21 protein-coding genes and 1 pseudogene are annotated in these 23,049 nt (G+C 67.1%); 16 read left to right on the top strand and 6 right to left on the bottom strand.

Annotated features, from left to right (window positions below):
- The 3 genes and pseudogenes from G3N94_RS11040 to G3N94_RS11030 form a co-directional block, all read left to right on the top strand.
- Positions 1–341: pseudogene (locus tag G3N94_RS11040) on the top strand (malonate decarboxylase subunit epsilon); the annotation flags it as partial.
- A 92-nt stretch (positions 342–433) separates the two neighbouring features.
- Positions 434–955, top strand: coding sequence for a phospholipase D-like domain-containing protein (locus G3N94_RS11035; RefSeq protein WP_205792414.1), 522 nt, complete (start codon positions 434–436; stop codon positions 953–955).
- Between the two features lie 228 nt (positions 956–1,183).
- Positions 1,184–1,852: a phosphoribosyltransferase family protein gene (locus tag G3N94_RS11030; RefSeq protein WP_205792413.1), complete on the top strand. Its 669-nt coding sequence runs from the start codon at positions 1,184–1,186 to the stop codon at positions 1,850–1,852.
- Between the two features lie 60 nt (positions 1,853–1,912).
- Here G3N94_RS11030 and phaZ read toward each other — a convergent pair whose 3' ends face one another.
- A complete protein-coding gene (gene phaZ / locus G3N94_RS11025) occupies positions 1,913–3,136 on the bottom strand; it encodes a polyhydroxyalkanoate depolymerase (RefSeq protein WP_205792412.1) in 1,224 nt (407 codons plus the stop codon).
- A gap of 243 nt (positions 3,137–3,379) precedes the next feature.
- On the opposite strand from phaZ, the gene G3N94_RS11020 reads away from it, so the two are divergent.
- Positions 3,380–4,009, top strand: a complete 630-nt coding sequence (locus G3N94_RS11020; RefSeq protein WP_205792411.1) for a glutathione S-transferase — start codon at positions 3,380–3,382, stop codon at positions 4,007–4,009.
- Between the two features lie 242 nt (positions 4,010–4,251).
- Positions 4,252–4,449 carry a hypothetical protein gene (locus G3N94_RS11015; protein ID WP_205792410.1) on the top strand — a complete coding sequence of 66 codons (198 nt, stop codon included), beginning with the start codon at positions 4,252–4,254 and terminating at the stop codon, positions 4,447–4,449.
- A gap of 147 nt (positions 4,450–4,596) precedes the next feature.
- On the opposite strand, the gene proP is transcribed toward G3N94_RS11015, so the two are convergent.
- Positions 4,597–6,075 carry a glycine betaine/L-proline transporter ProP gene (gene proP / locus G3N94_RS11010; protein ID WP_205792409.1) on the bottom strand — a complete coding sequence of 493 codons (1,479 nt, stop codon included), beginning with the start codon at positions 6,073–6,075 and terminating at the stop codon, positions 4,597–4,599.
- A gap of 507 nt (positions 6,076–6,582) precedes the next feature.
- On the opposite strand from proP, the gene G3N94_RS11005 reads away from it, so the two are divergent.
- The gene (locus G3N94_RS11005) at positions 6,583–6,915 is read left to right on the top strand and encodes a YnfA family protein (RefSeq protein ID WP_205792408.1); all 333 of its coding nucleotides are present in this window, start codon (positions 6,583–6,585) and stop codon (positions 6,913–6,915) included.
- 39 nt (positions 6,916–6,954) lie between these two features.
- On the opposite strand, the gene dnaQ is transcribed toward G3N94_RS11005, so the two are convergent.
- The 3 genes from dnaQ to G3N94_RS10990 are packed head-to-tail and all read right to left on the bottom strand — an operon-like array spanning position 6,955 to position 8,967.
- Positions 6,955–7,683: a DNA polymerase III subunit epsilon gene (gene dnaQ, locus G3N94_RS11000; RefSeq protein WP_205792407.1), complete on the bottom strand. Its 729-nt coding sequence runs from the start codon at positions 7,681–7,683 to the stop codon at positions 6,955–6,957.
- A 31-nt stretch (positions 7,684–7,714) separates the two neighbouring features.
- Positions 7,715–8,158, bottom strand: coding sequence for a ribonuclease HI (gene rnhA / locus G3N94_RS10995; RefSeq protein ID WP_205792406.1), 444 nt, complete (start codon positions 8,156–8,158; stop codon positions 7,715–7,717).
- The gene (locus G3N94_RS10990; RefSeq protein ID WP_205792405.1) at positions 8,155–8,967 is read right to left on the bottom strand and encodes a class I SAM-dependent methyltransferase; all 813 of its coding nucleotides are present in this window, start codon (positions 8,965–8,967) and stop codon (positions 8,155–8,157) included. Before G3N94_RS10990 ends, rnhA begins: the two co-directional genes overlap by 4 nt.
- Before the next feature lie 18 nt (positions 8,968–8,985).
- Between G3N94_RS10990 and gloB the strand changes: the two genes are divergently transcribed.
- From gloB to G3N94_RS10950, 8 genes are all read left to right on the top strand, one after another.
- Positions 8,986–9,864, top strand: coding sequence for a hydroxyacylglutathione hydrolase (gene gloB, locus G3N94_RS10985; protein ID WP_205792404.1), 879 nt, complete (start codon positions 8,986–8,988; stop codon positions 9,862–9,864).
- A gap of 152 nt (positions 9,865–10,016) precedes the next feature.
- Positions 10,017–11,564, top strand: a complete 1,548-nt coding sequence (locus G3N94_RS10980) for a transglycosylase SLT domain-containing protein (RefSeq protein ID WP_205792403.1) — start codon at positions 10,017–10,019, stop codon at positions 11,562–11,564.
- Positions 11,565–11,704: 140 nt separating this feature from the next.
- On the top strand, positions 11,705–12,922 hold the full coding sequence (locus G3N94_RS10975; RefSeq protein ID WP_205792402.1) for an MFS transporter: 1,218 nt from the start codon (positions 11,705–11,707) through the stop codon (positions 12,920–12,922).
- Between the two features lie 377 nt (positions 12,923–13,299).
- A complete protein-coding gene (carA, locus tag G3N94_RS10970; protein WP_205792401.1) occupies positions 13,300–14,445 on the top strand; it encodes a glutamine-hydrolyzing carbamoyl-phosphate synthase small subunit in 1,146 nt (381 codons plus the stop codon).
- Between the two features lie 27 nt (positions 14,446–14,472).
- Entirely contained in the window at positions 14,473–15,132 is a 660-nt protein-coding gene (gene leuE, locus G3N94_RS10965; protein ID WP_205792400.1) for a leucine efflux protein LeuE, read from the top strand.
- A gap of 49 nt (positions 15,133–15,181) precedes the next feature.
- A complete protein-coding gene (carB, locus tag G3N94_RS10960) occupies positions 15,182–18,436 on the top strand; it encodes a carbamoyl-phosphate synthase large subunit (protein WP_205792399.1) in 3,255 nt (1,084 codons plus the stop codon).
- Between the two features lie 117 nt (positions 18,437–18,553).
- Entirely contained in the window at positions 18,554–19,030 is a 477-nt protein-coding gene (gene greA / locus G3N94_RS10955) for a transcription elongation factor GreA (protein WP_205792398.1), read from the top strand.
- Between the two features lie 14 nt (positions 19,031–19,044).
- Entirely contained in the window at positions 19,045–19,503 is a 459-nt protein-coding gene (locus G3N94_RS10950; RefSeq protein WP_205792397.1) for a DUF4149 domain-containing protein, read from the top strand.
- A gap of 77 nt (positions 19,504–19,580) precedes the next feature.
- Here the strand turns inward: G3N94_RS10950 and G3N94_RS10945 are convergent, their stop codons facing one another.
- Positions 19,581–20,105, bottom strand: a complete 525-nt coding sequence (locus tag G3N94_RS10945; RefSeq protein ID WP_205792396.1) for a YhbY family RNA-binding protein — start codon at positions 20,103–20,105, stop codon at positions 19,581–19,583.
- 178 nt (positions 20,106–20,283) lie between these two features.
- Here G3N94_RS10945 and G3N94_RS10940 point away from each other — a divergent pair, with 178 nt between their 5' ends.
- Together G3N94_RS10940 and ftsH are read left to right on the top strand one after the other, a co-directional pair.
- A complete protein-coding gene (locus G3N94_RS10940; RefSeq protein ID WP_205792395.1) occupies positions 20,284–20,946 on the top strand; it encodes an RlmE family RNA methyltransferase in 663 nt (220 codons plus the stop codon).
- A gap of 167 nt (positions 20,947–21,113) precedes the next feature.
- Complete coding sequence (ftsH, locus tag G3N94_RS10935) at positions 21,114–23,009, top strand: ATP-dependent zinc metalloprotease FtsH (RefSeq protein WP_205792394.1); 1,896 nt, start codon at positions 21,114–21,116, stop codon at positions 23,007–23,009.
- Positions 23,010–23,049: the final 40 nt, after the last annotated feature.

The following is a 23,049-nucleotide window of genomic DNA, read 5'->3' as shown; positions in this document are numbered from 1 at the left end:
TTCCACCAGTTCCGACCCTCTTTGCCTACCAGAAGGTCTTCCGATCTCGGCGGCCGCTGCCGGGCGCGCGGCTGGTCTCGGGCATCGACGGCGCATCGGTGCTCGACGTCGCCGACGGCCTCGACAAGCTCGCGCGCCAAATCGCCGAGCCGGTCGAATGGGCCGCCTGTCTCGCGGGCTGTGTCGAGGCCGGCGCGACCGCATTTCTCGAACTCGGCCCCGGCCGCGCACTCGCGGAGATGGCGGCCGGCGCGTACCCGGCGCTGCCCGCGCGCAGCCTCGCGGACTTCCGCTCGATCGATGGCGTGACGAGCTGGCTCGCGCGCGTCGCGCACCGCTGAACGCGGGCGCGCCGGTGTGCCTGCTGCCCGGCTGTTGCGTCGACGCAGCAGCGACACGGCGCGCGCTTGCCACACGAATTGGCGTCGCTACAATGGCGCCCGCCATGAGACCCGCCGCCTTCCTCCTTGCCGCGCTGTGCTGCGCGGCAACCGCCCGCGCAAGCCCGATTCCGTCCGACGCCGCGTCCGTCGGCGCGTATTTTTCATACGACAACGCCGCGGCCGACGCGACCGTCGACCTGATCCGGCACGCGCAGCGCCGCGTGCTGCTGGCCGGCTATGCGTACGTGCCGACGGCGGTCGCCGCCGCGCTGCGCGATGCGCGTGCGCGCGGGGTCGAAGTGCGCGTCGTGCTGGTCCGTTCGGCGCGTGCGGGCAAGTACAGCGGCGCCGGGTATCTGAAATCCGTGGGCATCGACGTGGCAATCGACTCGCGGCATGGCGATCCTGCGCCGCGCTTCGTGATCGTCGACGAAAGCGTCGCGCTGACGACGCTCGCGGAAGGCGCGCCCGCGCATGCCGAGACGGTGAACGTGTTTCACCGCGCGCCGGAGCTCGCGCAATCCTATGCGCAGTCGTTCTGGCGCCTGTACCGGCAGGCGGGCGGACTCTGAAGCCGCCCGGGCGCGCGCGTGCAACGCATGCGCGCCGCAACAGCGGCCGATCGCGCGTGCGCGACGCATGCTCACCGTAACGCCGGTCGATCGCGCAAGCGATCCGCGCGCCTTGAATTGGCGGACCGCATGCACCATGCTCATTGACGTAACGTCGGCGTGAACGCGGCGCGCGAGGCCGCCGCGCTTGCACGAGGCGACGCCGGCGAACGGAAGGGGGCGAGCGTGATGGATCGTTTCGTCGACCGCGCCGATGCGGGCCGCCAGCTCGCGGACGCGCTGCAGGAATTCATGGGGCGAACCGACATCGTCGTGCTGGCGTTGCCGCGCGGCGGCGTGCCGGTCGCGTTTCCGGTCGCGCGCGCGCTCCGCGCGCCGCTCGACGTGCTGGTCGTGCGCAAGCTCGGCGTGCCATACGACCCCGAGCTCGCGATGGGCGCGATCGCGACTGGCGGCGCGATCTATCTGCAGCGCTCCGTGATCGGCTCGATGGGTGTGACCGACGCGCAGCTCGCCGACGTGATCGCGCGCGAAACCAATGAGTTGCGGCGCCGCGAGGCGCTGTACCGCGGCGCATGGCCGCCGGTGCCGGTCGACGGGCGCACGGTGATCGTCGTCGACGACGGCATCGCGACAGGCGCGACGATGCGCGTCGCATTGCAGGCACTGCGCGAGCTCCGCCCGGCGCGCGTTGTGGCGGCGGCGCCGGTCGCGCCGGCCGGCGTCCAGCGCCGCTTCGACGATCTCGCCGACGCGTTCGTCGCGGTGTCGCATCCGCTGTCGTTCTTCGGGATCAGCCAGTTCTACGTGCATTTCGAGCAGACGAGCGACGACGAGGTGCGCATGCTGCTCGATGCTGCGCGCGGTACGCCGGACGGACGCGCGTCGCCCGCGTAATGGCCGGGTTGCCCGATTGCCCAGTTGCCCGGTCGCCCGGTCGCCGGGGTGATGCCCCCCTCAATGCCGCGTCGCGCGACCGGCTTCGGCGTGGGCGAAGACGGCCTCGAGCACCGGATGCACGTCGTCGCGCCAGCGCGCGCCGGTAAACAGCCCGTAGTGATCGCAGCCGTCCACGTCGATGCGATGCCGCTCGTCCGGCGCGAGGCCGCTGCACAGCGCATGCGCCGCATGCGTCTGCCCGGCGCCCGTGACCGCATCGCACGTGCCCTCGACGGTCAGCAGCGCGGTGCCGCGCAGCGCTTCCGGCTCGACGCGCACGCCCGCGACGTGCCACGTGCGGTTCGCGAGGCACGCGCGCTGGAACACGATGTCGACGGTATCGAGGAAATATTCGGCCGGCATGTCGAGCAGCGCCGTGTATTCGACGAGCGCACGCCGCGCATTCGCCACCGCGCCCGCGTCGAATTGCAGCGTGGCCTGCGTGTAGCCGTCGATCAGCGACAGGTAGCGGTGCGGATAGACAAGCGCGATCTCGGCCTGCTGCAGGTAGGTCGGAAACACCGCGCGGCCGTGCCCGGCGAAGCCGGCCGGCACCACGTCGATCAGATGGCGGCGGCACCAGTCGAGCGAATGCGATGCGGCCGCGACGCCGAGCGTGCTCGGATTGAGCCGCGCATCGAGCGGCCCGCCGATCAGCGTCACGCTCGCTGGCGGCGGGAGGCCGCGCTGCGCGCGCAGCGCGAGCGCGCCGAGCACGGGGAAGGTCGCCTGGCAGACGGCGACGACGTGCAACGGCCGGTCGTCGCGCGCGAGCATCCCGATGAAGCCGTCGAGCATCGCCACGTATTCGTCCAGGCCGAAGCGGCCCGCGTCGGGCGGCACGTCGCGGGTGTTCGTCCAGTCGGTCACGCAGACGTCGCCGTCCGCGAGCAGCGTTTCGACGGTCTCCCGCATCATCACGGCCGCGTGGCCGGCGAGCGGCGCGCACAGCAGCACCATGCGTTCCGCGCGCGGCCGCGAAAAGCGGCGCAGGTCGCAGAACGGCGTGTTCGCGATGCACGTATCGACGACTTCGTCGCAGCGGCCGTCGCGCACCAGCGGTTCGATCGCAAACGGCGGCGGGGCGGCCGCCGGGCCGAGCAGGGGTTCGAACAGGTCCGCGTAGCACGCGGACGCGGCGTGCGGCAGCGTCAGCGCCGGCCACGCGTCGAACGCGTACCGGGTCGTTGCGCGCCATGCGCGCAGCCATTGGCGCTGCTGTTCGACGAGGGCATACCACATGGCTGACCTTCGGAAGTCGTTGGGCGAATCTGCATTATGGTCACGGATGCCGTGCGGCGGGGAGGCGTTTTGATGCGCGCTTGATGCACTCCACTTTTGATGCGCAACCCGCGCGACGGGCGGATTTGCCGCGGCCCGCCCGGCACGTACGCAAGCCCGTCGATCGCGCGAACCGACCCTATGCGCGTGCGCCTGACGCTGCTACAGTCGTCGGTCCCATTCCCTCAAGCGGAGCGTATTGCGATGAAGCTGATCGGCATGCTGGATTCCCCATTCGTGCGGCGGGCCGCCATCTCGGCGAAGCTGCTCGACCTGCCGTTCGAACACCAGTCGGTGTCGGTGTTCCGGCAATTCGACACGTTCAAGGCGATCAACCCGGTCGTCAAGGCACCGACGCTCGTCACCGACGACGGCGCGACGCTGATCGATTCGTCGCTGATCGTCGACTACCTCGACCACCTCGTCGCGCCGGAGCGGCGCCTGCTGCCCGAGGCGCCCGATGCGCGGCTGCAAGCACTCGTGCCGGTCGGTTTCGCGCTGGCGGCGGCCGAGAAGACGGTACAGGTCGTCTACGAGCACGGCCTGCGTCCGGCCGACAAACTGCACCAGCCGTGGCTCGAGCGCGTGCTCGGCCAGCTCGAGGCCGCGTACGGCGAACTTGAACGGCAGCTGTCGGGCGTGGATGGCTGGCTCGGCGGCACGCGCGTGATGCAGGGCGACGTGACGGTCGCGGTCGCGTGGCGCTTCACGCAGTTCATGACGGCCGACTATCCGGCACTGGCCCGCATCGATCCGGCCCGTTATCCGGCGCTCGCCGCGCATTCCGCGCGGGCGGAGGCGCTGCCGGCCTTTGTCGAGACGCCGCTAGCGTAACGCGTGCCCGACGGCGGACGGCCGGGCGCGGCGGCCCGGCACGCCCGCCGCGCCGATCGTCGCGGCGGCGGCGCATCGCGGTTGTCGCGCCCGGTTAGCGCTCTCGGCGCGATCCATTCAACGCATCGGCATGGCGATTGTTTACCCCAGCCAACAAGTGACTTCGCTTCCACGTGATTTATCCGGAAGCCGGCGATCCCTAGAATTCACTCCATCGAATACCGCATTGCCAGATGGAGTCGATGATGAAAGCGCTGATCGAATCGAGCCTGTACCACCCGTCCGTCGTGTTGCCGCTTGCCGCGCTGACGCAACTGATGGTCGAGCGCGATTTCAATCTCGGCCAGATCGGCCTGATCGTTGCGGCGCGCGGCGCGCAGGCGGCGGTGTCGCGCTCGCGTGCGTTGATCTTCTGCCGGCACTGCGGCGAACACGCGTGAGCGCCACAGTGCGGCAACCATGAAAAATGCCCGGCCGGCGCAAGCCAGGCGGGCATGTCGGGCCGGGTGACCGGCCTTCGATCGAGCCCCGGCACCGCCGGGGTTTTTCATTTGCGGCGACGGTTGGGACGACGCTTGGGGTGACCCTTAAGCACGCGCGGTGGCGATTGCCGCGTAGCCGCTCGTGTCGTCTTCGTCGTCGCGCAGCTGGCGCGCGAGCTGGTGCGCCTCGCGACGCGTCGCAACGGCGGGCGGCGAGCCCTTCAGCGGCTGGCGGGCGGTTTCGGCGAGCGCGACGACCGACACGATGCCGATCACGGCCGCACCCATCATGTAGTACGCGGGCATCATCAGGTTGCCGGTCACGTCGACGAGCCACGCGGTGACGAGCGGCGTCGTGCCGCCGAACAGCGACACCGACACGTTGAAGCCGATCGCGAGCGCGCCGTAGCGGATTTCGGTCGGGAACAGCGCCGGCAGTGCCGACGGCATCACGCCGGTGAAGCACGACAGCAGCACGCCGAGCATCAGCAGCCCGCCGAACACGGCCGCGGTGGTGCCCGCATGGATCAGCATCATCGCCGGAATCGACAGCACGAGCAGGCCGACGCAGCCGGCCAGCATCACCGGCTTGCGGCCGATCCGGTCGGACAGGCGGCCGGCGGCGAGCGTCATCGGCATCATCAGCACCATCACGAGCAGCACCAGCACGAGGCTGTGCGATTCGTCGAAGTGCAGCGTCGACGACATGAAGCTCGGCAGGTACGACAGCACCATGTAGTCGGTCACATTGAAGATCAACACGAGGCCGACGCACAGCAGCAGCGCGCGCCAGTTGGCGACGAGCGTCTCGCGGAAGCGCGCCTTCGGCACGGCCTTGTCCTGCGCTTCGCGCTGCTCGGCCTGGCGCTTGAACGCCGGCGTTTCCTCGAGCTTCATCCGGATGTAGAGACCGATCAGGCCGAGCGGGCCCGCGATCAGGAACGGCACACGCCAGCCCCACGACAGCAGCGCTTCCTGCGACATTGACGCGGTGAGCAGCGCGACGACGCCTGCGCCCATCACATAGCCGATCAGCGTGCCGAACTCGAGGAAGCTGCCCATGAAGCCGCGGCGCTTGTCGGTCGAGAACTCGGCGATGAAGGTCGCGGCGCCGCCGTATTCGCCGCCGGTCGAGAAGCCCTGCACGAGGCGGGCGACGAGCAGCAGCACGGGCGCCATGATGCCGATCGACGCATAGCTCGGGATCAGGCCGATCGCGAACGTGCCGACGGCCATCATGATCATCGTCATCGCGAGCACGCGCTGGCGGCCGATCCGGTCGCCGAGCGGGCCGAATACCATGCCGCCGAGCGGGCGCACGAGGAACGCGGCCGCGAACGTGCCGAAGGTCGCGAGCAGCTGCGCGGACGGGCTGCTGGACGGGAAGAACACCTTGCCGAGCGTGACGGCGATGTAGCTGTAGACGCCGAAGTCGAACCATTCCATCGCGTTGCCGATGGCCATCGCGCTGACCGCGCGCTTGAGCAGACTCTGGTCGACGACGGTAATGTCGTCGGCGGCGAGCGGGGCGCCGTCGGACGACGAGGAAGAGGCAGCGGTCGGGCTGACGTGTGTTGCGGTCAAGGTCTTGTACTCCTTTGACTGCGCCGGACGGTGGGCGTCCGACACGGTTTGCCGGCAAGCGCCGTATCGCACGCGGCGCGTCGGGGCAGGCCATTAAGCGCTTACTGCGAAAGGGGCTGCTTCGACGCGGGCCCGGCGGGCCGTCGCGACATGACGCTCATGAGAAGGGGCCGCGTGATGCGTGCGGCAGCCGGTGCGGACCAGGGTCCGGCGTTCCGGCAGACGCCCCGCAAGGGCGACGAAACGAGAAAAGCAGGCCCGACGGGCGCGCTTTCCTGTGGATGCAATTTCGATCGAAGCACAGCCCCGCAGCATGCGGACGGACTTCTCTCGAAATTGAAATGACAGAGATTGAATGTTGAAACGAGTGACATGATAGCACGATCGCAGACGATCGTGCAAATTGCCGGGAAACGCCCGTGTGGCGGGGCTTGCTCGGGTATGATCGGCGGCGCGTTCGGGGCCCTTTCCGGCCCCGAAATGCGGGCAGATGAAAAGAGGATCCGGATGACCGAACTGATCAAGATCGCGGCGCTGTTCGCTGCCACCGCGCTGGCCGAAATCGTCGGCTGTTACCTGCCGTGGCTCGTGCTGAAAGCGGGCCGGCCGGTCTGGCTATTGGTGCCTGCCGCGGTGTCGCTCGCGCTGTTCGCGTGGCTGCTGACGCTGCACCCGAGCGCAGCGGGGCGCACCTATGCGGCGTACGGCGGGATGTATATCGCGGTTGCGCTCGTGTGGCTGCGCGCGGTCGACGGCGTCGCGCTGACCCGCTGGGACGCGGCCGGCGCGGCGCTCGCGCTGGCCGGGATGGCCGTCATCGCGCTGCAGCCGCGCGCGTGAGCGCACGGCTGCAGCGCGCCGGCATGAGTTACGACTGACTTATGACGCGTCGCCGGCCGCGGCCGCCTGACGCCATACGCAGGTGCCCTTGACCGACTTGTCGAGACCGTCGAGCTGCGCGTGGTGTGCGGCGAGTTCGTCGTCGCTCGCGGTCAGCACCGGCAGGTCGAGCGACGCGAGCGACACGCGCTGGCCGTTCGCCGCGCCGCCGGCGGCCGCGTCGTCGTCGAGCATGTCGATCACGAGGCTGTCCTGGCCGCGCGTCATCGCGAGGTACACCTCGGCGAGCAGCTCCGAGTCGAGCAGTGCGCCGTGCAGCGTCCGGTGCGCGTTGCTGATGCCGAAGCGGTCGCACAGCGCGTCGAGCGAGTTGCGCTTGCCGGGGAACATCTGCTTCGCCTGCACGAGCGTGTCGATCACACCGCCGCAGTGCTCGGTGAACGGCGGCAGGTCGAGCCGTGCGAATTCGGCATCGAGGAAGCCGAGGTCGAACGGCGCGTTGTGGATGATCAGCTCGGCGTCCTTGACGAAGTCGCGGATCTGGTCGGCGACCTCCGCGAACTTCGGCTTGTCGCTCAAGAATTCGGTCGTGAGGCCGTGCACGGCCAGTGCGCCCGGATCGCTGTCGCGCTCGGGGTTCACGTAGATGTGCAGGTTGTTGCCGGTGAGCCGCCGGTTCAGCAGCTCGACGCAGCCGATTTCGATGAGACGGTCGCCCGTGCGGGGGTTCAGGCCGGTGGTTTCGGTATCGAGAATGATCTGGCGCATGTCGGAAAAATCAGCAGAAACGGGAGGGCGGTCAGGCCGCGAGCGATTCGACGCCGCGGTTCGCGAGCGCATCCGCGCGCTCGTTCTCCGGGTGGCCGGCGTGGCCCTTGACCCAGCGCCATTCGACCTCGTGCTGCGCGACGAGCGCGTCGAGCCGTTTCCAGAGGTCCGAGTTCTTCACGGGCGTCTTCGATGCGGTGATCCAGCCCTTCTTCTTCCAGCCGTGGATCCACTCGCTGATGCCTTTCTGCACGTACTGCGAATCGGTGTGCACGATCACGCGGCACGGGCGCTTCAGCGCTTCGAGCGCGGCGATCACGCCCATCAGCTCCATGCGGTTGTTGGTCGTGTTCGGCTCGCCGCCGAACAGCTCCTTTTCGCGGTCGCCGTAGCGCAGCAGTGCGCCCCAGCCGCCGGGGCCGGGGTTGCCCTTGCAGGCGCCGTCGGTATAGATGTCGATGGTGTCGGTTGTCATGAACGTTCTTGATGGGTGGTCGGGGAGGCCGCCGGCGCGAGGCCCGGTGCGAGCACGGGCTTCTTCATCCTGATCTGGCCGACGAGCCGCATGCCGCGCACGCGCTTGACGGCCGTCACCATGTAGACGGCGCCGAAGATCGGCCACCAGCGGTCGCCCGCGGCTTCCATGAAGCCGAAGCGCGCGAGCCATTGGTCGGAGACGAGCGGCGGCCGGTAACAGCCGAAACGGCCGCGTTCGAGATCGAAGCCTAGCAGCTTGATCCAGTCCTTCAGCCGGATGAACGCGATCTGGTCGCGCGTGGACGGCACGAACGGCCGGTTCGCCATTTTGCCGAACGACTGCCGCATCCCCCACAGGCTGAGCGAATTGAAGCCGGTGATCACGAGCTGGCCTTCCGGCATCAGCACGCGTTCGGCCTCGCGCAGCAGGCGGTGCGGGTCGGATGTGAATTCGAGCGTATGTGGCATCACGATCAGGTCGACGCTCTGCGACTCGAACGGCAGGTCGAGCAGATCGCACCACGTGGTGCTGCGATCTGCGGGCGCGTGTTCCGGCGCGTGCGCTTCGCGCGCCCACGGATACTGGTAGGGCGCGCTCGCGCCGCTCGCCGGGTCGAGCACGAGGCCGCGATACGGCATGCGGTTCTCGCGCAGCGCGTCGAGCTGCGGCAGGCCGAGCTGCAGCGCGTGGAAGCCGAACACGTCGGACACGATGCGGTCGAGCTGCGCCTGCTCCCAGTCAAGCACGTAGCGGCCGGGAGGCGAGTCGGTCCAGGCGGGCCAGTCTATAATTTGTCGATCAGACATAGCGATGATTGCGCGCCCATGAACGAGCTGGAATACGTGCCGGTACCGGCATTCGAGGACAACTACATCTGGCTCGTGTCGGACGGCAGCGAAGCGATCGCCGTCGATCCGGGTGAAGCCGCTCCGGTACGCCGGTTTCTCTCCGAAAGAGGCTGGCGGTTGACCGCTATTTTACTCACGCACCACCATGCCGACCATGTCGGTGGTGTTGCCGCGCTGATCGACAGCCAACCGGACGACGCGCCGCTCGCAGTATACGGCCCGGCGGCCGAGGCGATCGGCGTCGTCACGCATCCGCTCGCGGGCGGCGATCGGGTGACGCTCGACGCGCCCGCGCTGTCGTTCGACGTGCTCGACGTGCCCGGCCATACGCGCGGCCACATTGCGTATTTTCAGACGGCCGGTCTAGGCGCGGCCGGCGCAGGCGCGGCCGGTCTTGAAGCCGGCTCGGGCGCGGCCGCTCAGCGCGCCGCAGGCAGCGGGGCGGCGGTGCCGCACGTGTTCTGCGGCGACACGCTGTTCTCGTGCGGCTGCGGCCGCCTGTTCGAAGGCACGCCCGCGCAGATGCTCGCGTCGCTCGACGCGCTCGCGGCGCTGCCCGGCGACACGCGCGTGCACTGCGCACACGAATACACGCTGTCGAACATCCGCTTTGCGCTCGCGTGCGAGCCGGGCAACACGGCGCTCGCCGCATGGCGCGACGAAGCGGCCGCGCGCCGTGCGCGCGGGGTGCCGACGCTGCCGACGACGATCGCGCATGAGCGTGCGGTGAATCCGTTCATGCGCTCGGACAGCGCGGCGATTCACGCGACGCTCGAAGCGCTGTTGCATGAAACGGTGCCGGATCGCCTTGCCGCATTCACGCTGATGCGGGAGTGGAAAAACCGGTTCCGATGATGGTTTTCGGGAGGACTCCAAAGCTCATCCGGAATCTGTAAAAATTGCTCCAAATATCAGATTTCGCAGAGTTTTCGGTGTTTTTATTGACGTGAAGCACGCACTTCCGTAGTATCGCCTGCAATTTCCAGCTGTCGGATGCCGAGATTTTCATGCGATTTTTATTGAGCGCGATGCTGGTCCTGTTGCTCGCCGCGTGTGCGAGCCAGGGGCCTGTCGCCAATTCCGCCGCCGATTCCGAGGCGACATCCACCTACCTGCGCAAGTCAGCCACCGCCAAGGAGACCGTCGACGTCGACAAGCAGTCGGTCGGCGATCTGACCAGTGCCGACTCCGATCTGTGGGCGCGCATCCGCCGCGGTTTCCAGATGCCCGACCTGCAGACCGACCTCGTCGACATGCAGACCACCTGGTATACGCAGCGCCCGGATTACGTGCAGCGCATGACCGAGCGCTCGCAGAAGTATCTGTACCACATCGTCGAGGAGCTCGAGGCGCGCCATATGCCGACCGAGCTCGCGCTGCTGCCGTTCATCGAGTCCGCGTACAACCCGCAGGCGCTGTCGGTCGCGAAGGCGGCCGGCATGTGGCAGTTCATGCCGGGCACGGGCCGCACCTACAACCTGAAGCGCAACATGTGGCAGGACGAACGGCGTGACGTGCTCGCGTCGACGAGCGCGGCGCTCGACTACCTGTCGCGCCTGCATGACATGTTCGGCGACTGGTATCTCGCGCTGGCCGCATACAACTGGGGCGAGGGCAACGTGCAGCGCGCGATCGCGCGCAACCAGGCGGCCGGCCTGCCGACCGACTACCTGAGCCTGCGGATGCCGAACGAGACGCGCAACTACGTGCCGAAGCTGCAGGCGGTGAAGAACATCATCGCGAACCCGCAGCAGTACGGCCTGACGCTGCCGGACATCCCGAACCACCCGTATTTCGTGACGGTCACCACGTCGCGCGATATCGACGTGACGGTCGCCGCGAAGCTCGCGAACCTGTCGTCCGACGAATTCAAGTCGCTGAACCCGTCGTTCGCGAAGCCGGTGATCCTCGGCTCGACCGAGCCGCAGATCCTGCTGCCGTTCGACAACGCGTCGGCATTCGAGAAGAGCCTGAAATCGTACGACGGCAAGCTGTCGTCGTGGACGACCTATACCGTCACCGAGCGCGCGCGCCCGGCGGCGATCGCCGAGAAGATCGGCGTCGACGCGGATACGCTGATGTCGGTGAACAAGATTCCTGCCGGCATGCGCCTGAAGCCCGGCTCAACGATCGTCGTGCCGCGCGGCGACGACGACGACGAGGACATCAGCGCTGACGTCGCGGAGAACGGCGTGCTGGCGATGGAGCCGGACGTGCCGGACACGCGCAAGATGCTGATCCGCGTGCGCCGCAAGCAGTCGATGGCGGCGGTCGCGAGCCGCTATGGCGTGTCGGTCGGCCAGCTGAAGGCATGGAACCGCACGCATCGCGATCTCGTGATGCCGGGGCAGGCGCTCGTGCTGCACGTGCCGGTCGGTCGCTCAGTGCCGGCCGAGCCGGGCCCGGAGAAGATCGCGACGTCGGTCGGCGGTGCGCACATCGAGCGCGCGAGCCTGTCCTCCGGCGGCAAGGCGGCGCACGGCGCGAAGCGCGGCGCCGCGAAGGCCAAGGCTGCGCCCGCGAAGGCCGGGACGCACAAGGGCAAGAAGAAGTAAGGAAGTCGCCCGACGCGGTCGCCCGTGCCGCGTGAATGCTTTATCATCTGACAAATGTGTTCGCTGAACGCCGTCACCGAGGTGACGGCGTTTTTGTTTGTGCGCGTCGCGTCGGCTGCGCGGTACGGGAAGGAGAGGCAATGTCGCTGGTGCAGGTGAGGGTGCTCGGATTGTTCGCGATCGGGTATTTCGTGTCGTACGTGTTTCGCGGCGTCAATCTCGGCTTCGCGCCGTTCGTCACGCACGAACTCGGGCTGTCGGCCACCGATCTCGGCCTGCTCACCAGTCTCTATTTCCTCGGTTTCGCCGGTGCGCAGATTCCGGCCGGCGTGCTGCTCGACCATTTCGGCTCGCGCCGCGTCGCGGCCGGGATGCTGCTGTTCGCGGCAGCGGGCGCCGCGGTGTTCGGCGCCGCGCACGGGCTCGGCACGATGATGGCCGGCCGGCTGCTGATCGGCGTCGGCGTGTCGGTCTGCCTCGGCGCGGCGTTCAAGGCGCTCGCCGAACATTTCGCGATCGGCCGGCTGCCGCTCGTCAACGGGCTCGTGATGGCGGTCGGCGGGCTCGGCGGCGTCGTGGTCGGCTCGCCGCTCACCTGGCTGCTCGGCTGGACGAGCTGGCGCGCGGTGTGCTGCGGGCTCGCGGTGATGACGCTCGCGGTCGCGGCCGCGATCTGGATCGGTGCGCCCGACCCGAAGCAGGTCCGGCACCAGGGCGATCTCGTCAGCCAGTTCAAGGGCACCTGGCACATCCTGTCGAGCCGCGCGTTCTGGAAGATCGCGTCGTTCTCGGTCGTCACGCAGGGGGTGTTCTACGCGATGCAGTCGCTGTGGGTCGGGCCTTACCTGCGCGACGTCGCCGGGTTCGACGCGCCGCATGCAGCGCGCCTCGTGTCGGTGCTCGGCTTCGCGATGATGGCCGGCTGCGTCGGCTTCGGCGCCGCCGCGCGTGCGCTGGAGCGGCGCGGCGTGTCGGTGTACGCATTCTGCGGCGTCGGGATGGCGCTGTTCGTCGCGACCCAGTTCGCGATCGTTGCGCGCGTGCCGCTGCCGGCCGCCGTGCTGTGGGCTGCGTACGGGATGTTCGGCGGGGTCGGGATCCTCACCTACGCGGTGATGGCCGGCCACTTCCCCGCGCACCTGATCGGGCGCGCAAACACGACGCTCACGCTCGTGATTTTCTTGCTGATCTTCGCGTTCCAGGTCGGCGTCGGCGCGCTGCTGTCACACTGGCCGGCGGTCGACGGTCGCTATCCGGCCGCCGCGCACCTGAGCGCGTGGGGCGTGCTGCTCGCACTCCAGGTCGCGAGCGCGGTCTGGTACGTGTGGCCCGCGCGCGGCGCTGGCCAAGCGCACTGACACAGCGGTACGCTGGCAAGTGGGGCGGCGCCGGAATCGGGGCCGCAGCAACGGGCGGCGCGCGCCGGAATCCGCGGCGCGCGCCGCCGAGCGGCCGTAGGCATTGAAGAGAGGGCCGTTTTCGGGCTATAATTTGAAAGTTTGTGCAGATCAACCTCGCACCCTAGCGCCTACCTCATTCACCCCGTTCATCCGCCGCACGCCGCCAGCCGGGCGACGCCGCGACAACCTGCGCCTGCGCTCGCACGCTGCGCGCCGGTTTCGCGACTCGACACCGCCGGGCGCGTGACGCAGGCCACCGCGCGCGTCCACGCAGCGCGACGCCTGTGCGGCCGGGTAGACAGGTCGGCAGCAGGGTGTTCCCCAAGGAGCCTCCCGTGTTGCCGTCTTTTTCTCCCGCTTTGCTCGCACTTGCCGACGGCACGGTCTTTCGTGGTCATTCGATCGGGGCCGTCGGCCATACGATCGGCGAAGTCGTGTTCAACACCGCGATCACCGGTTATCAGGAAATCCTGACTGACCCGAGCTACGCGCGCCAGATCGTCACGCTCACCTATCCGCATATCGGCAACGTCGGCGTCAACGCCGAGGACGTCGAAGCCACGAAAGTCCATGCCGCCGGCCTGATCGTTCGCGATCTGCCCACGCTCGCGTCGAACTTCCGCATGGACCGCACGCTCGGCGATTACCTGCGCGACGAAGGCGTCGTCGCAATCGCCGGCATCGATACCCGCAAGCTGACCCGCATCCTGCGCGACAAGGGCGCGCAGAACGGCTGCATTCTCGCGGGCTCGGATGACGAAGCGAAGGCGATCGAGCTCGCGCGCTCGTTCCCGGGCCTCGCCGGCATGGATCTCGCGAAGGTCGTGTCGACCACGAAGCCGTTCGAGTGGAAGCAGAGCGAATGGAAGCTCGGCAGCGGCTACGGGATGCAGGAAGCACCGAAGTACCGCGTCGTCGCGTACGACTTCGGCGTCAAGTACAACATCCTGCGCATGCTCGCCGAGCGCGGCTGCCACGTGACGGTGCTGCCGGCACAGGCGAGCGCGGCGGAAGCGCTCGCGCTGAATCCGGACGGCATCTTCCTGTCGAACGGCCCCGGCGATCCGGAGCCGTGCGACTACGCGATCACGGCCGCGAAGGAGTTCATCGAGCGCGGCGTGCCGACCTTCGGCATCTGCCTCGGCCATCAGATCATGGGTCTCGCGGTCGGCGCGAAGACGCTGAAGATGAAGACGGGGCACCACGGCGCGAACCACCCGGTCAAGGATCTCGGCGACGGCCGCGTCGTGATCACGTCGCAGAACCACGGCTTCGCGGTCGACGCCGACTCGCTGCCGGCCAACGCGCGCGCGACGCACGTGTCGCTGTTCGACGGCACGCTGCAGGGCTTCGAGCTGACCGACAAGCCGGCATTCTGCTTCCAGGGCCACCCGGAAGCGTCGCCGGGCCCGCACGACATCGGTTATCTGTTCGACCGCTTCACCGCGCTGATGGACGCGGCGAAGCAGCGCAGCGCCTAACTCACCGAAGCGCAGGAGGCTCGCATCATGTTCGGTCATGCACTCGGCATCACGGATCTCTGGACCTACGTGTTCGGCGTGATCTTCATCATCCTGCTGCCGGGGCCGAATTCGATGTACGTGCTGTCGCTCGCGGCCCAGCGCGGCGTGAAGGCCGGCTATCGCGCGGCCTGCGGCGTGTTCCTCGGCGACACCGTGCTGATGGTGCTGTCCGCGGCCGGCGTCGCGTCGCTGCTGAAGGCGAATCCGCTGCTGTTCTCCGTCGTCAAGTACGGCGGCGCCGCGTATCTGCTCTACATCGGCACCGGCATGCTGCGCGGCGCGTGGCGCAAGCTGCGCGCGCCGGCCGATGCGGTGGCTGAGGCGCCGCGCGCGGTCGACGGCGAGCGGCCGTTTCGCAAGGCGCTGATCGTGAGCCTCCTGAATCCGAAGGCGATCCTGTTCTTCATCTCGTTCTTCATCCAGTTCGTCGACCCGGCGTTCCCGCATCCCGCGCTGCCGTTCTTCGTGCTCGGGGCGATCGCGCAGTGCGCGAGCTTCCTGTACCTGAGCACGCTGATCTTCGCGGGTGCGCGTCTCGCCGAGCATTTCCGCCGCCGCCGCAAGCTCGCGGCAGGCGCGGCGAGCAGCGTGGGCGGCCTGTTCATCGGCTTCTCCGTGAAGCTTGCGCTCGCGACAATGGGCTGAGCGCAGCCGGCCGCCACACGACAACGATTACTTATTGAATTCACCAGCCATGCCAAAACGCACAGACATCAAGAGCATCCTCATCATCGGCGCCGGCCCGATCATCATCGGCCAGGCGTGCGAGTTCGACTATTCGGGCGCGCAGGCATGCAAGGCGCTGCGTGAGGAGGGCTACAAGGTCGTCCTCGTCAACAGCAACCCGGCGACGATCATGACCGACCCGAATACGGCCGACGTCACCTACATCGAGCCGATCACGTGGGAAGTCGTCGCGCGCATCATCGAGAAGGAGCGCCCGGACGCGATCCTGCCGACGATGGGCGGCCAGACCGCGCTGAACTGCGCGCTCGACCTCCATCACCACGGCGTGCTCGAGAAGTTCGGCGTCGAGCTGATCGGCGCGTCGCCGGAAGCGATCGACAAGGCGGAAGACCGCCAGAAGTTCAAGGACGCGATGACCAAGATCGGTCTCGGCTCCGCGAAGTCGGGCGTCGCGCATTCGATGGAAGAAGCGACGAAGGTGCACGCCGAGATCATGGCGGCCACCGGCGGCAGCGGCTACCCGGTCGTGATCCGCCCGTCGTTCACGCTCGGCGGCTCGGGCGGCGGTATCGCGTACAACCGCGAGGAGTTCGAAGAAATCTGCCGTCGCGGCCTCGACCTGTCGCCCACGCGCGAGCTGCTGATCGAAGAGTCGCTGCTCGGCTGGAAGGAATACGAGATGGAAGTCGTGCGCGACCGCGCCGACAACTGCATCATCGTCTGCTCGATCGAGAACCTCGACCCGATGGGCGTGCACACCGGCGACTCGATCACCGTCGCGCCGGCGCAGACGCTCACCGACAAGGAATACCAGATCCTGCGTAACGCATCGCTCGCGGTGCTGCGCGAGATCGGTGTCGACACGGGCGGCTCGAACGTGCAGTTCTCGATCAACCCGAAGGACGGCCGCATGGTCGTCATCGAGATGAACCCGCGCGTGTCGCGTTCGTCGGCGCTCGCATCGAAGGCGACCGGCTTCCCGATCGCGAAGGTCGCGGCGAAGCTGGCCGTCGGCTATACGCTCGACGAGCTGAAGAACGAGATCACCGGCGGCCAGACGCCGGCGTCGTTCGAGCCGACGATCGACTACGTCGTCACGAAGATTCCGCGCTTCGCGTTCGAGAAGTTCCGCGAAGCCGATTCGCGCCTGACCACGCAGATGAAGTCGGTCGGCGAAGTGATGGCGATCGGCCGCACGTTCCAGGAGTCGTTCCAGAAGGCGCTGCGCGGCCTCGAAGTCGGCGTCGACGGTCTCGACGAGAAGTCGACCGACCGCGACGAGATCGCGATCGAGATCCACGAGCCGGGCCCGGACCGCATCTGGTATGTCGGCGACGCGTTCCGCATCGGCATGACGGCCGAGGAAATCTACGCGGAAACCGCGATCGACCCGTGGTTCCTCGCGCAGATCGAGCAGATCATCCTGAAGGAAAAGGCGCTCGCAGCCCGCACGATCGCGTCGCTGTCGTTCGACGAACTGCGCTACCTGAAGCAGAGCGGCTTCTCCGACCGCCGCCTCGCGAAGCTGCTCGGCGCGACGCCGGCCGACGTGCGCGCGCGCCGTCTCGAGCTGAACGTGCGTCCGGTCTACAAGCGCGTCGACACCTGCGCGGCCGAGTTCGCGACGAAGACGGCGTACATGTACTCGACTTACGAGGACGAGTGCGAGGCGCAGCCGACCACGAACAAGAAGATCATGGTGCTGGGCGGCGGCCCGAACCGGATCGGCCAGGGCATCGAGTTCGACTACTGCTGCGTGCACGCGGCGCTCGCGATGCGCGAGGACGGTTACGAAACCATCATGGTCAACTGCAACCCGGAAACGGTGTCGACCGACTATGACACGTCCGACCGCCTGTACTTCGAGCCGCTGACGCTCGAGGACGTGCTCGAGATCGTCGACAAGGAAAAGCCGGTCGGCGTGATCGTCCAGTACGGCGGTCAGACGCCGCTGAAGCTCGCACTCGACCTCGAGGCACATGGCGTGCCGATCGTCGGCACGTCGCCGGACATGATCGATGCGGCCGAAGACCGCGAACGCTTCCAGAAGCTGCTGCAGGACCTTGGCCTGCGTCAGCCGCCGAACCGCACCGCGCGCGCCGAAGACGAAGCGCTCGCGCTGGCCGCCGAAATCGGCTATCCGCTGGTCGTGCGTCCGTCGTACGTGCTGGGCGGCCGCGCGATGGAAATCGTCCACGAGCCGCGCGACCTCGAGCGCTACATGCGCGAGGCCGTGAAGGTGTCGAACGATTCGCCGGTGCTGCTCGACCGCTTCCTGAACGACGCGATCGAGTGCGACGTCGACTGCATCTGCGACGGCGAAGCGGTGTTCATCGGCGGCGTGATGGAGCACATCGAGCAGGCGGGGGTCCACTCGGGCGACTCGGCATGCTCGCTGCCGCCGTACTCGCTGTCGAAGGAAACCGTCGCCGAGCTGAAGCGCCAGACGGGCGCGATGGCGAAGGCGCTGAACGTGGTCGGCCTGATGAACGTGCAGTTCGCGATCCAGCAAGTACCGCAGGCCGATGGCACGAAGGAAGACATCATCTACGTGCTGGAAGTGAACCCGCGCGCATCGCGCACGGTGCCGTACGTGTCGAAGGCGACGAGCCTGCCGCTCGCGAAGATCGCGGCGCGCGCGATGGTCGGCCAGAAGCTCGCGCAGCAGCGCGTGACGAAGGAAGTCGAGCCGCCGTACTTCAGCGTGAAGGAAGCGGTGTTCCCGTTCGTGAAGTTCCCGAGCGTCGACCCGGTGCTCGGGCCGGAAATGCGTTCGACCGGTGAAGTGATGGGCGTCGGCCAGACGTTCGGCGAAGCGCTGTTCAAGTCGCAGCTCGCGGCCGGCTCGCGCCTGCCGGAGTCGGGCACGGTGCTGCTGACCGTGATGGACGCGGACAAGCCGAAGGCGGTCGAAGTCGCGCGCATGCTGCACGACCTCGGCTATCCGATCGTCGCGACGAAGGGCACCGCAGCCGCAATCGAAGCGGCCGGCGTGCCGGTGAAGGTCGTCAACAAGGTGAAGGACGGCCGTCCGCACATCGTCGACATGATCAAGAACGGCGAGATCGCGCTCGTGTTCACGACCGTCGACGAGACGCGCCAGGCGATCGCCGACTCGCGTTCGATCCGGATGAGCGCGCAGGCGCACAAGGTCACGTACTACACGACGATGTCGGGTGCGCGCGCGGCCGTCGAAGGCCTGCGCTACCTGAAGGACCTGGAAGTCTATGATTTACAAGGTCTTCACGCTCGCCTAAACTAAGCAGTCAGTTACCTGTCGAAGCAATACGTGCCGCGATTAAGCGGCGTTCCCGGTGTTTCGGGAATGCGCTTAATCGCGGTGATTTTTTTTATAGCCGTTTTTAGCGATTGACCGTTTATGAGCACCATTCCGTTGACAAAGCGTGGCGCAGAACTCCTGCGCGATGAATTGCAGCGCCTCAAGTCCGTCGAGCGGCCGGCCGTGATCAACGCGATCTCGGAGGCACGCGCGCAGGGCGACCTGTCCGAAAACGCCGAATACGATGCCGCGAAGGAAAAGCAGGGCTTCATCGAGGGCCGCATCGCGGAACTCGAATCGAAGCTGTCCGCCGCGCAGGTCATCGATCCGACCGTGCTCGACGCCGAAGGCCGCGTGGTTTTCGCGTCGACGGTCGAACTCGAGGATCTCGAGTCGGGCGACACCGTCAAGTACCAGATCGTCGGCGATGACGAAGCCGACATCGATCACGGCCTGATCTCGGTCAGCTCGCCGATCGCACGCGCGCTGATCGGCAAGTCCGAAGGCGACGTTGCGGCCGTGCAGGCACCGAGCGGCGTGCGCGAGTACGAAATCATCTCGGTCAGCTACGTCTGAAGCGGGGCGACACGATGCCGCACCGCGTGTTCCGGTTGCTGTCGACCCTTTGGGTCGGCAGCCTGCTGACGATCGGGTATGCGGTCGCGCCCGTGCTGTTCAAGACGCTCGAGCGGATGACGGCCGGCTCGGTCGCGGCGCAGCTGTTCCGCATCGAGGCGATTGTCGGTGTCGTGTGCGGCGTGCTGTTGCTCGTGCTATCGAACCAGCAGGTGCGGCGCGGCTGCGACGAATATCGCCGCGTGCGCTGGATTCTCGCGGCGATGGTCGGCTGCGTGCTGATCGGGTATTTCGCGCTGCAGCCGTTCATGAACGCGCTGCGCGTGGCCGCGATGGATGCGGGCACCGATATTGCGAACTCGCCGTATGCGAGCCGCTTCGGGATGCTGCACGGCGTCTCGAGCCTGTTCTACCTGGTCGAGAGCGTGCTCGGGCTGATGCTGATCTGGCGATTGCCGGCACGCGACGCGTGAGTGCCGCGGTGGCCGGCAGGCGTCGGCCGCCGGCCACGGTGTGCGGGCCAGGCGCCGGACAGGCTTGCCGGACGTGCTTACTTGTCCTGGAACGGTCGCTTCGTGCTCGCCTGGCGCTTTTTCGCGCGCTTGACGTTGCCGCCGGCGGTCACGCGCTCGTTGCCGCGCACCGTCACTTTCTGCGGCCGCGGCCGGCGTACGGGGCTCGCGTTCGGCGACACCTTGACGACCTTGACGACGCGCGGCGCGCGCCCCTTCTTGTCGTCGGCAGCTTCAGCTGCGCTCGGCAGCGCGTCGCTGCGGCGGCCACGAGCCGGCGCGGCAACCTTCTCGGGTTTCCAGATCACGAGCAGCTTGCCGATATGCTGGATCGGCGCGGCGTTCAGACGGTCGCAGATCTCGTCGTAGATCGCGATACGCGCGTCGCGCTCATCGCCGAACACGCGGATCTTGATCAGCTGGTGCGCATCGAGGTGCACCTTGATTTCCTTCAGGACCGCGTCGGTGAGCCCTTCGGCGCCGATCAGCACGACGGGCTTGAGCGCATGGGCTTCGGAGCGCAGCGCGGAGCGCTCGGCGGGAGTAAGCGAAAGGGCTGGCATGGAATGTCGAATTCAAAATAAGGGCGCGCAACACGGACAACTACCGCGTCAGCCGCGCGCCGAAAACCACGTAAAATCGCGGCTTGGGCCCGTTGGGGCCGCAGCCGCGCGAAGAAGACGCGTATTATCCGCCAAAAGCGCGGCTTCACGAAGCAAATGGCAGTAATCTCTCTCTCGAATGGCAAAGAACCGCTTCAACCAGCACTGGCTGCACGACCACATCAACGACCCGTACGTCAAAATGGCGCAACGGGAGGGCTATCGCGCGCGCGCCGCGTACAAGCTGAAGGAAATCGACGAACAGGACAAGCTGATCCGTCCCGGCCAGGTGATCGTCGACCTCGGCGCGACGCCGGGCAGCTGGAGCCAGTATGTCCGCAACAAGCTCGCGCAGGGCAAGAAGCGCGGCGCCGAGCGCGAAGGCGGCATCGACGGCACGATCGTGGCGCTCGACATCCTGCCGATGGAGCCGATCGCCGACGTCCACTTCCTCCAGGGCGACTTCCGCGAGGATGAAGTGCTCCACCAACTCGAGGAAGTGCTCGAAGGCCGCGCGGTGGACCTTGTTATTTCCGACATGGCCCCCAACCTCTCCGGCGTGGCCTCGGCGGACGCGGCGCGCATCGAGCATCTCTGCGATCTGGCGCTCGAATTCGCGCAGAACCATCTGAAGCCGGATGGTGCGCTGCTCGTGAAGTGTTTTCACGGCAGCGGCTACAGCCAGATCGTCGAGAAATTCAAACAGCAGTTTAAGACCGTCGCGCCGCGCAAGCCCAAGGCGTCCCGCGACAAATCGTCCGAAACGTTCATCTTGGGGCGGCACCTGAAGCATCCGCGCTGACGCGGAAGTCGGGAGCCGCAAACGGGCTCCGGCCCTTGCCAGACAAGCCGTTCGCTATCGCAACGGTTGTCAATGCTTATGGCGGGGGTGGTCGGACTGGATTAGAATGCCTGAGGGGCGCCGCAAGGAAAATGTAGGCGCTCGTCTACGAGTGAAGGAGTGGTGCTTTGAACAACAATATGTTTTCGAAGGCAGCAGTGTGGCTGGTGATCGCACTGGTGCTGTTTACGGTGTTCAAGCAGTTCGACAAGCCCCGCGTCCAGGAAGGCGTGTCCTATTCGCAGTTCATGGACGACGCCAAGAACGGCAAGGTCAAGAATGTCGTCGTGCAGGGGCGCAACCTCACCGTCACTCCGGCTGATGGCCAGAAATACCAGATCGTGTCGCCCGGCGACATCTGGATGGTCGGCGATCTGATGAAGTATGGCGTGCAGGTCAGCGGCAAGGCCGACGACGAGCCGAACGCGCTGATGTCCGCGCTGTATTACCTCGGGCCGACGATCCTGATCATCGGCTTCTGGTTCTACATGATGCGGCAGATGCAGGGAGGCGGCAAAGGCGGCGCGTTCTCGTTCGGCAAATCGCGTGCGCGGCTGATCGACGAGAACAACAACGCGGTGAACTTCTCCGACGTCGCGGGCTGCGACGAAGCGAAGGAAGAAGTGTCCGAGCTCGTCGACTTCCTGCGCGATCCGCAGAAATTCCAGAAACTCGGCGGCCGCATCCCGCGTGGCGTGCTGCTGGTCGGCCCTCCGGGTACCGGCAAGACGCTGCTCGCCCGTGCGATCGCAGGCGAGGCGAAGGTACCGTTCTTCAGCATCTCGGGTTCCGACTTCGTCGAAATGTTCGTCGGCGTCGGTGCGGCCCGCGTGCGTGACATGTTCGAGCAGGCGAAGAAGCATGCGCCGTGCATCGTGTTCATCGACGAAATCGACGCAGTCGGCCGCCATCGCGGCGCCGGCATGGGCGGCGGCAACGACGAGCGCGAGCAGACGCTGAACCAGATGCTCGTCGAGATGGACGGCTTCGAAGCGAATTCGGGCGTGATCGTGATCGCCGCGACCAACCGTTCGGACGTGCTCGACAAGGCGCTGCTGCGCCCGGGCCGTTTCGACCGCCAGGTCTACGTCGGCCTGCCGGACATCCGCGGCCGCGAGCAGATCATGCGCGTGCACCTGCGCAAGGTGCCGATCGCGAACGACGTCGACGCGGCAGTCATTGCGCGCGGCACGCCGGGCTTCTCGGGTGCGGATCTCGCAAACCTCGTGAACGAAGCCGCGCTGTTCGCGGCGCGTCGCGGCAAGCGGATCGTCGAGATGCAGGACTTCGAGGATGCTAAGGACAAGATCTTCATGGGGCCGGAGCGCAAGTCGGCCGTGATCCGCGAAGAAGCGAAGCGCGCGACCGCGTACCACGAGTCTGGTCACGCGGTGATCGCGAAGCTGCTGCCGAAGGCCGATCCGGTGCACAAGGTCACGATCATCCCGCGCGGCCGTGCGCTGGGCGTCACGTGGCAACTGCCGGAGCATGACAACGAGACGTATTCGAAGGACTACCTGCTCGACCGGCTGGCAATCCTGTTCGGTGGCCGCGTGGCCGAGGAACTGTTCCTGGACCTGATCAGCACCGGTGCGTCGGACGACTTCAACAAGGCGACGCAGACCGCACGCGCGATGGTTGCCCGCTTCGGCATGACCGACGCGCTCGGGCCGATGGTCTATGTCGACGACGAGAACGACTCGGGCCCGTTCGGCCGCGGCTTTACGCGGACGATCTCCGAGGCGACGCAGCAGAAGGTCGATGCGGAAATCCGTCGTGTGCTCGACGAGCAGTACGGCCTCGCTCGCCGCCTGCTCGACGAGAACCGCGACAAGGTCGAGGCGATGACCGCCGCGTTGATGGAGTGGGAGACGATCGACGCCGATCAGATCAACGACATCATGGAAGGCCGTCCGCCGCGCTCGCCGAAGAGCTCGCCGTCCATCGGCAGCGATCCGTCGTCGGGCGGTACCGGCGCCGAGGTCAAGCCGGGCAGCGCCACGGCGCCTGCTTCGCCGGCATAATTTCAGCTTGGCGCCGTTCACGGGCTGGTGTGGTTACACC

Origin of the sequence: Burkholderia sp. Ac-20353, assembly GCF_017104785.1 — a bacterium.
Lineage (GTDB): Bacteria > Pseudomonadota > Gammaproteobacteria > Burkholderiales > Burkholderiaceae > Burkholderia.
This window is presented reverse-complemented; position numbering and strand designations above follow the sequence as displayed.

Bases quoted from the DNA above. Each gene is read 5' to 3' on its own strand.
- G3N94_RS11035 (WP_205792414.1), top strand. From the start codon at position 434: ATGGCGCCCGCCATGAGACCCGCCGCCTTCCTCCTTGCCGCGCTGTGC.
- G3N94_RS11030 (WP_205792413.1), top strand. From the start codon at position 1,184: ATGGATCGTTTCGTCGACCGCGCCGATGCGGGCCGCCAGCTCGCGGAC.
- phaZ (WP_205792412.1), bottom strand. From the start codon at position 3,136: ATGTGGTATGCCCTCGTCGAACAGCAGCGCCAATGGCTGCGCGCATGG.
- G3N94_RS11020 (WP_205792411.1), top strand. From the start codon at position 3,380: ATGAAGCTGATCGGCATGCTGGATTCCCCATTCGTGCGGCGGGCCGCC.
- G3N94_RS11015 (WP_205792410.1), top strand. From the start codon at position 4,252: ATGATGAAAGCGCTGATCGAATCGAGCCTGTACCACCCGTCCGTCGTG.
- G3N94_RS11005 (WP_205792408.1), top strand. From the start codon at position 6,583: ATGACCGAACTGATCAAGATCGCGGCGCTGTTCGCTGCCACCGCGCTG.
- dnaQ (WP_205792407.1), bottom strand. From the start codon at position 7,683: ATGCGCCAGATCATTCTCGATACCGAAACCACCGGCCTGAACCCCCGC.
- rnhA (WP_205792406.1), bottom strand. From the start codon at position 8,158: ATGACAACCGACACCATCGACATCTATACCGACGGCGCCTGCAAGGGC.
- G3N94_RS10990 (WP_205792405.1), bottom strand. From the start codon at position 8,967: ATGTCTGATCGACAAATTATAGACTGGCCCGCCTGGACCGACTCGCCT.
- gloB (WP_205792404.1), top strand. From the start codon at position 8,986: ATGAACGAGCTGGAATACGTGCCGGTACCGGCATTCGAGGACAACTAC.
- G3N94_RS10980 (WP_205792403.1), top strand. From the start codon at position 10,017: ATGCGATTTTTATTGAGCGCGATGCTGGTCCTGTTGCTCGCCGCGTGT.
- G3N94_RS10975 (WP_205792402.1), top strand. From the start codon at position 11,705: ATGTCGCTGGTGCAGGTGAGGGTGCTCGGATTGTTCGCGATCGGGTAT.
- leuE (WP_205792400.1), top strand. From the start codon at position 14,473: ATGTTCGGTCATGCACTCGGCATCACGGATCTCTGGACCTACGTGTTC.
- carB (WP_205792399.1), top strand. From the start codon at position 15,182: ATGCCAAAACGCACAGACATCAAGAGCATCCTCATCATCGGCGCCGGC.
- greA (WP_205792398.1), top strand. From the start codon at position 18,554: ATGAGCACCATTCCGTTGACAAAGCGTGGCGCAGAACTCCTGCGCGAT.
- G3N94_RS10950 (WP_205792397.1), top strand. From the start codon at position 19,045: ATGCCGCACCGCGTGTTCCGGTTGCTGTCGACCCTTTGGGTCGGCAGC.
- G3N94_RS10945 (WP_205792396.1), bottom strand. From the start codon at position 20,105: ATGCCAGCCCTTTCGCTTACTCCCGCCGAGCGCTCCGCGCTGCGCTCC.
- G3N94_RS10940 (WP_205792395.1), top strand. From the start codon at position 20,284: ATGGCAAAGAACCGCTTCAACCAGCACTGGCTGCACGACCACATCAAC.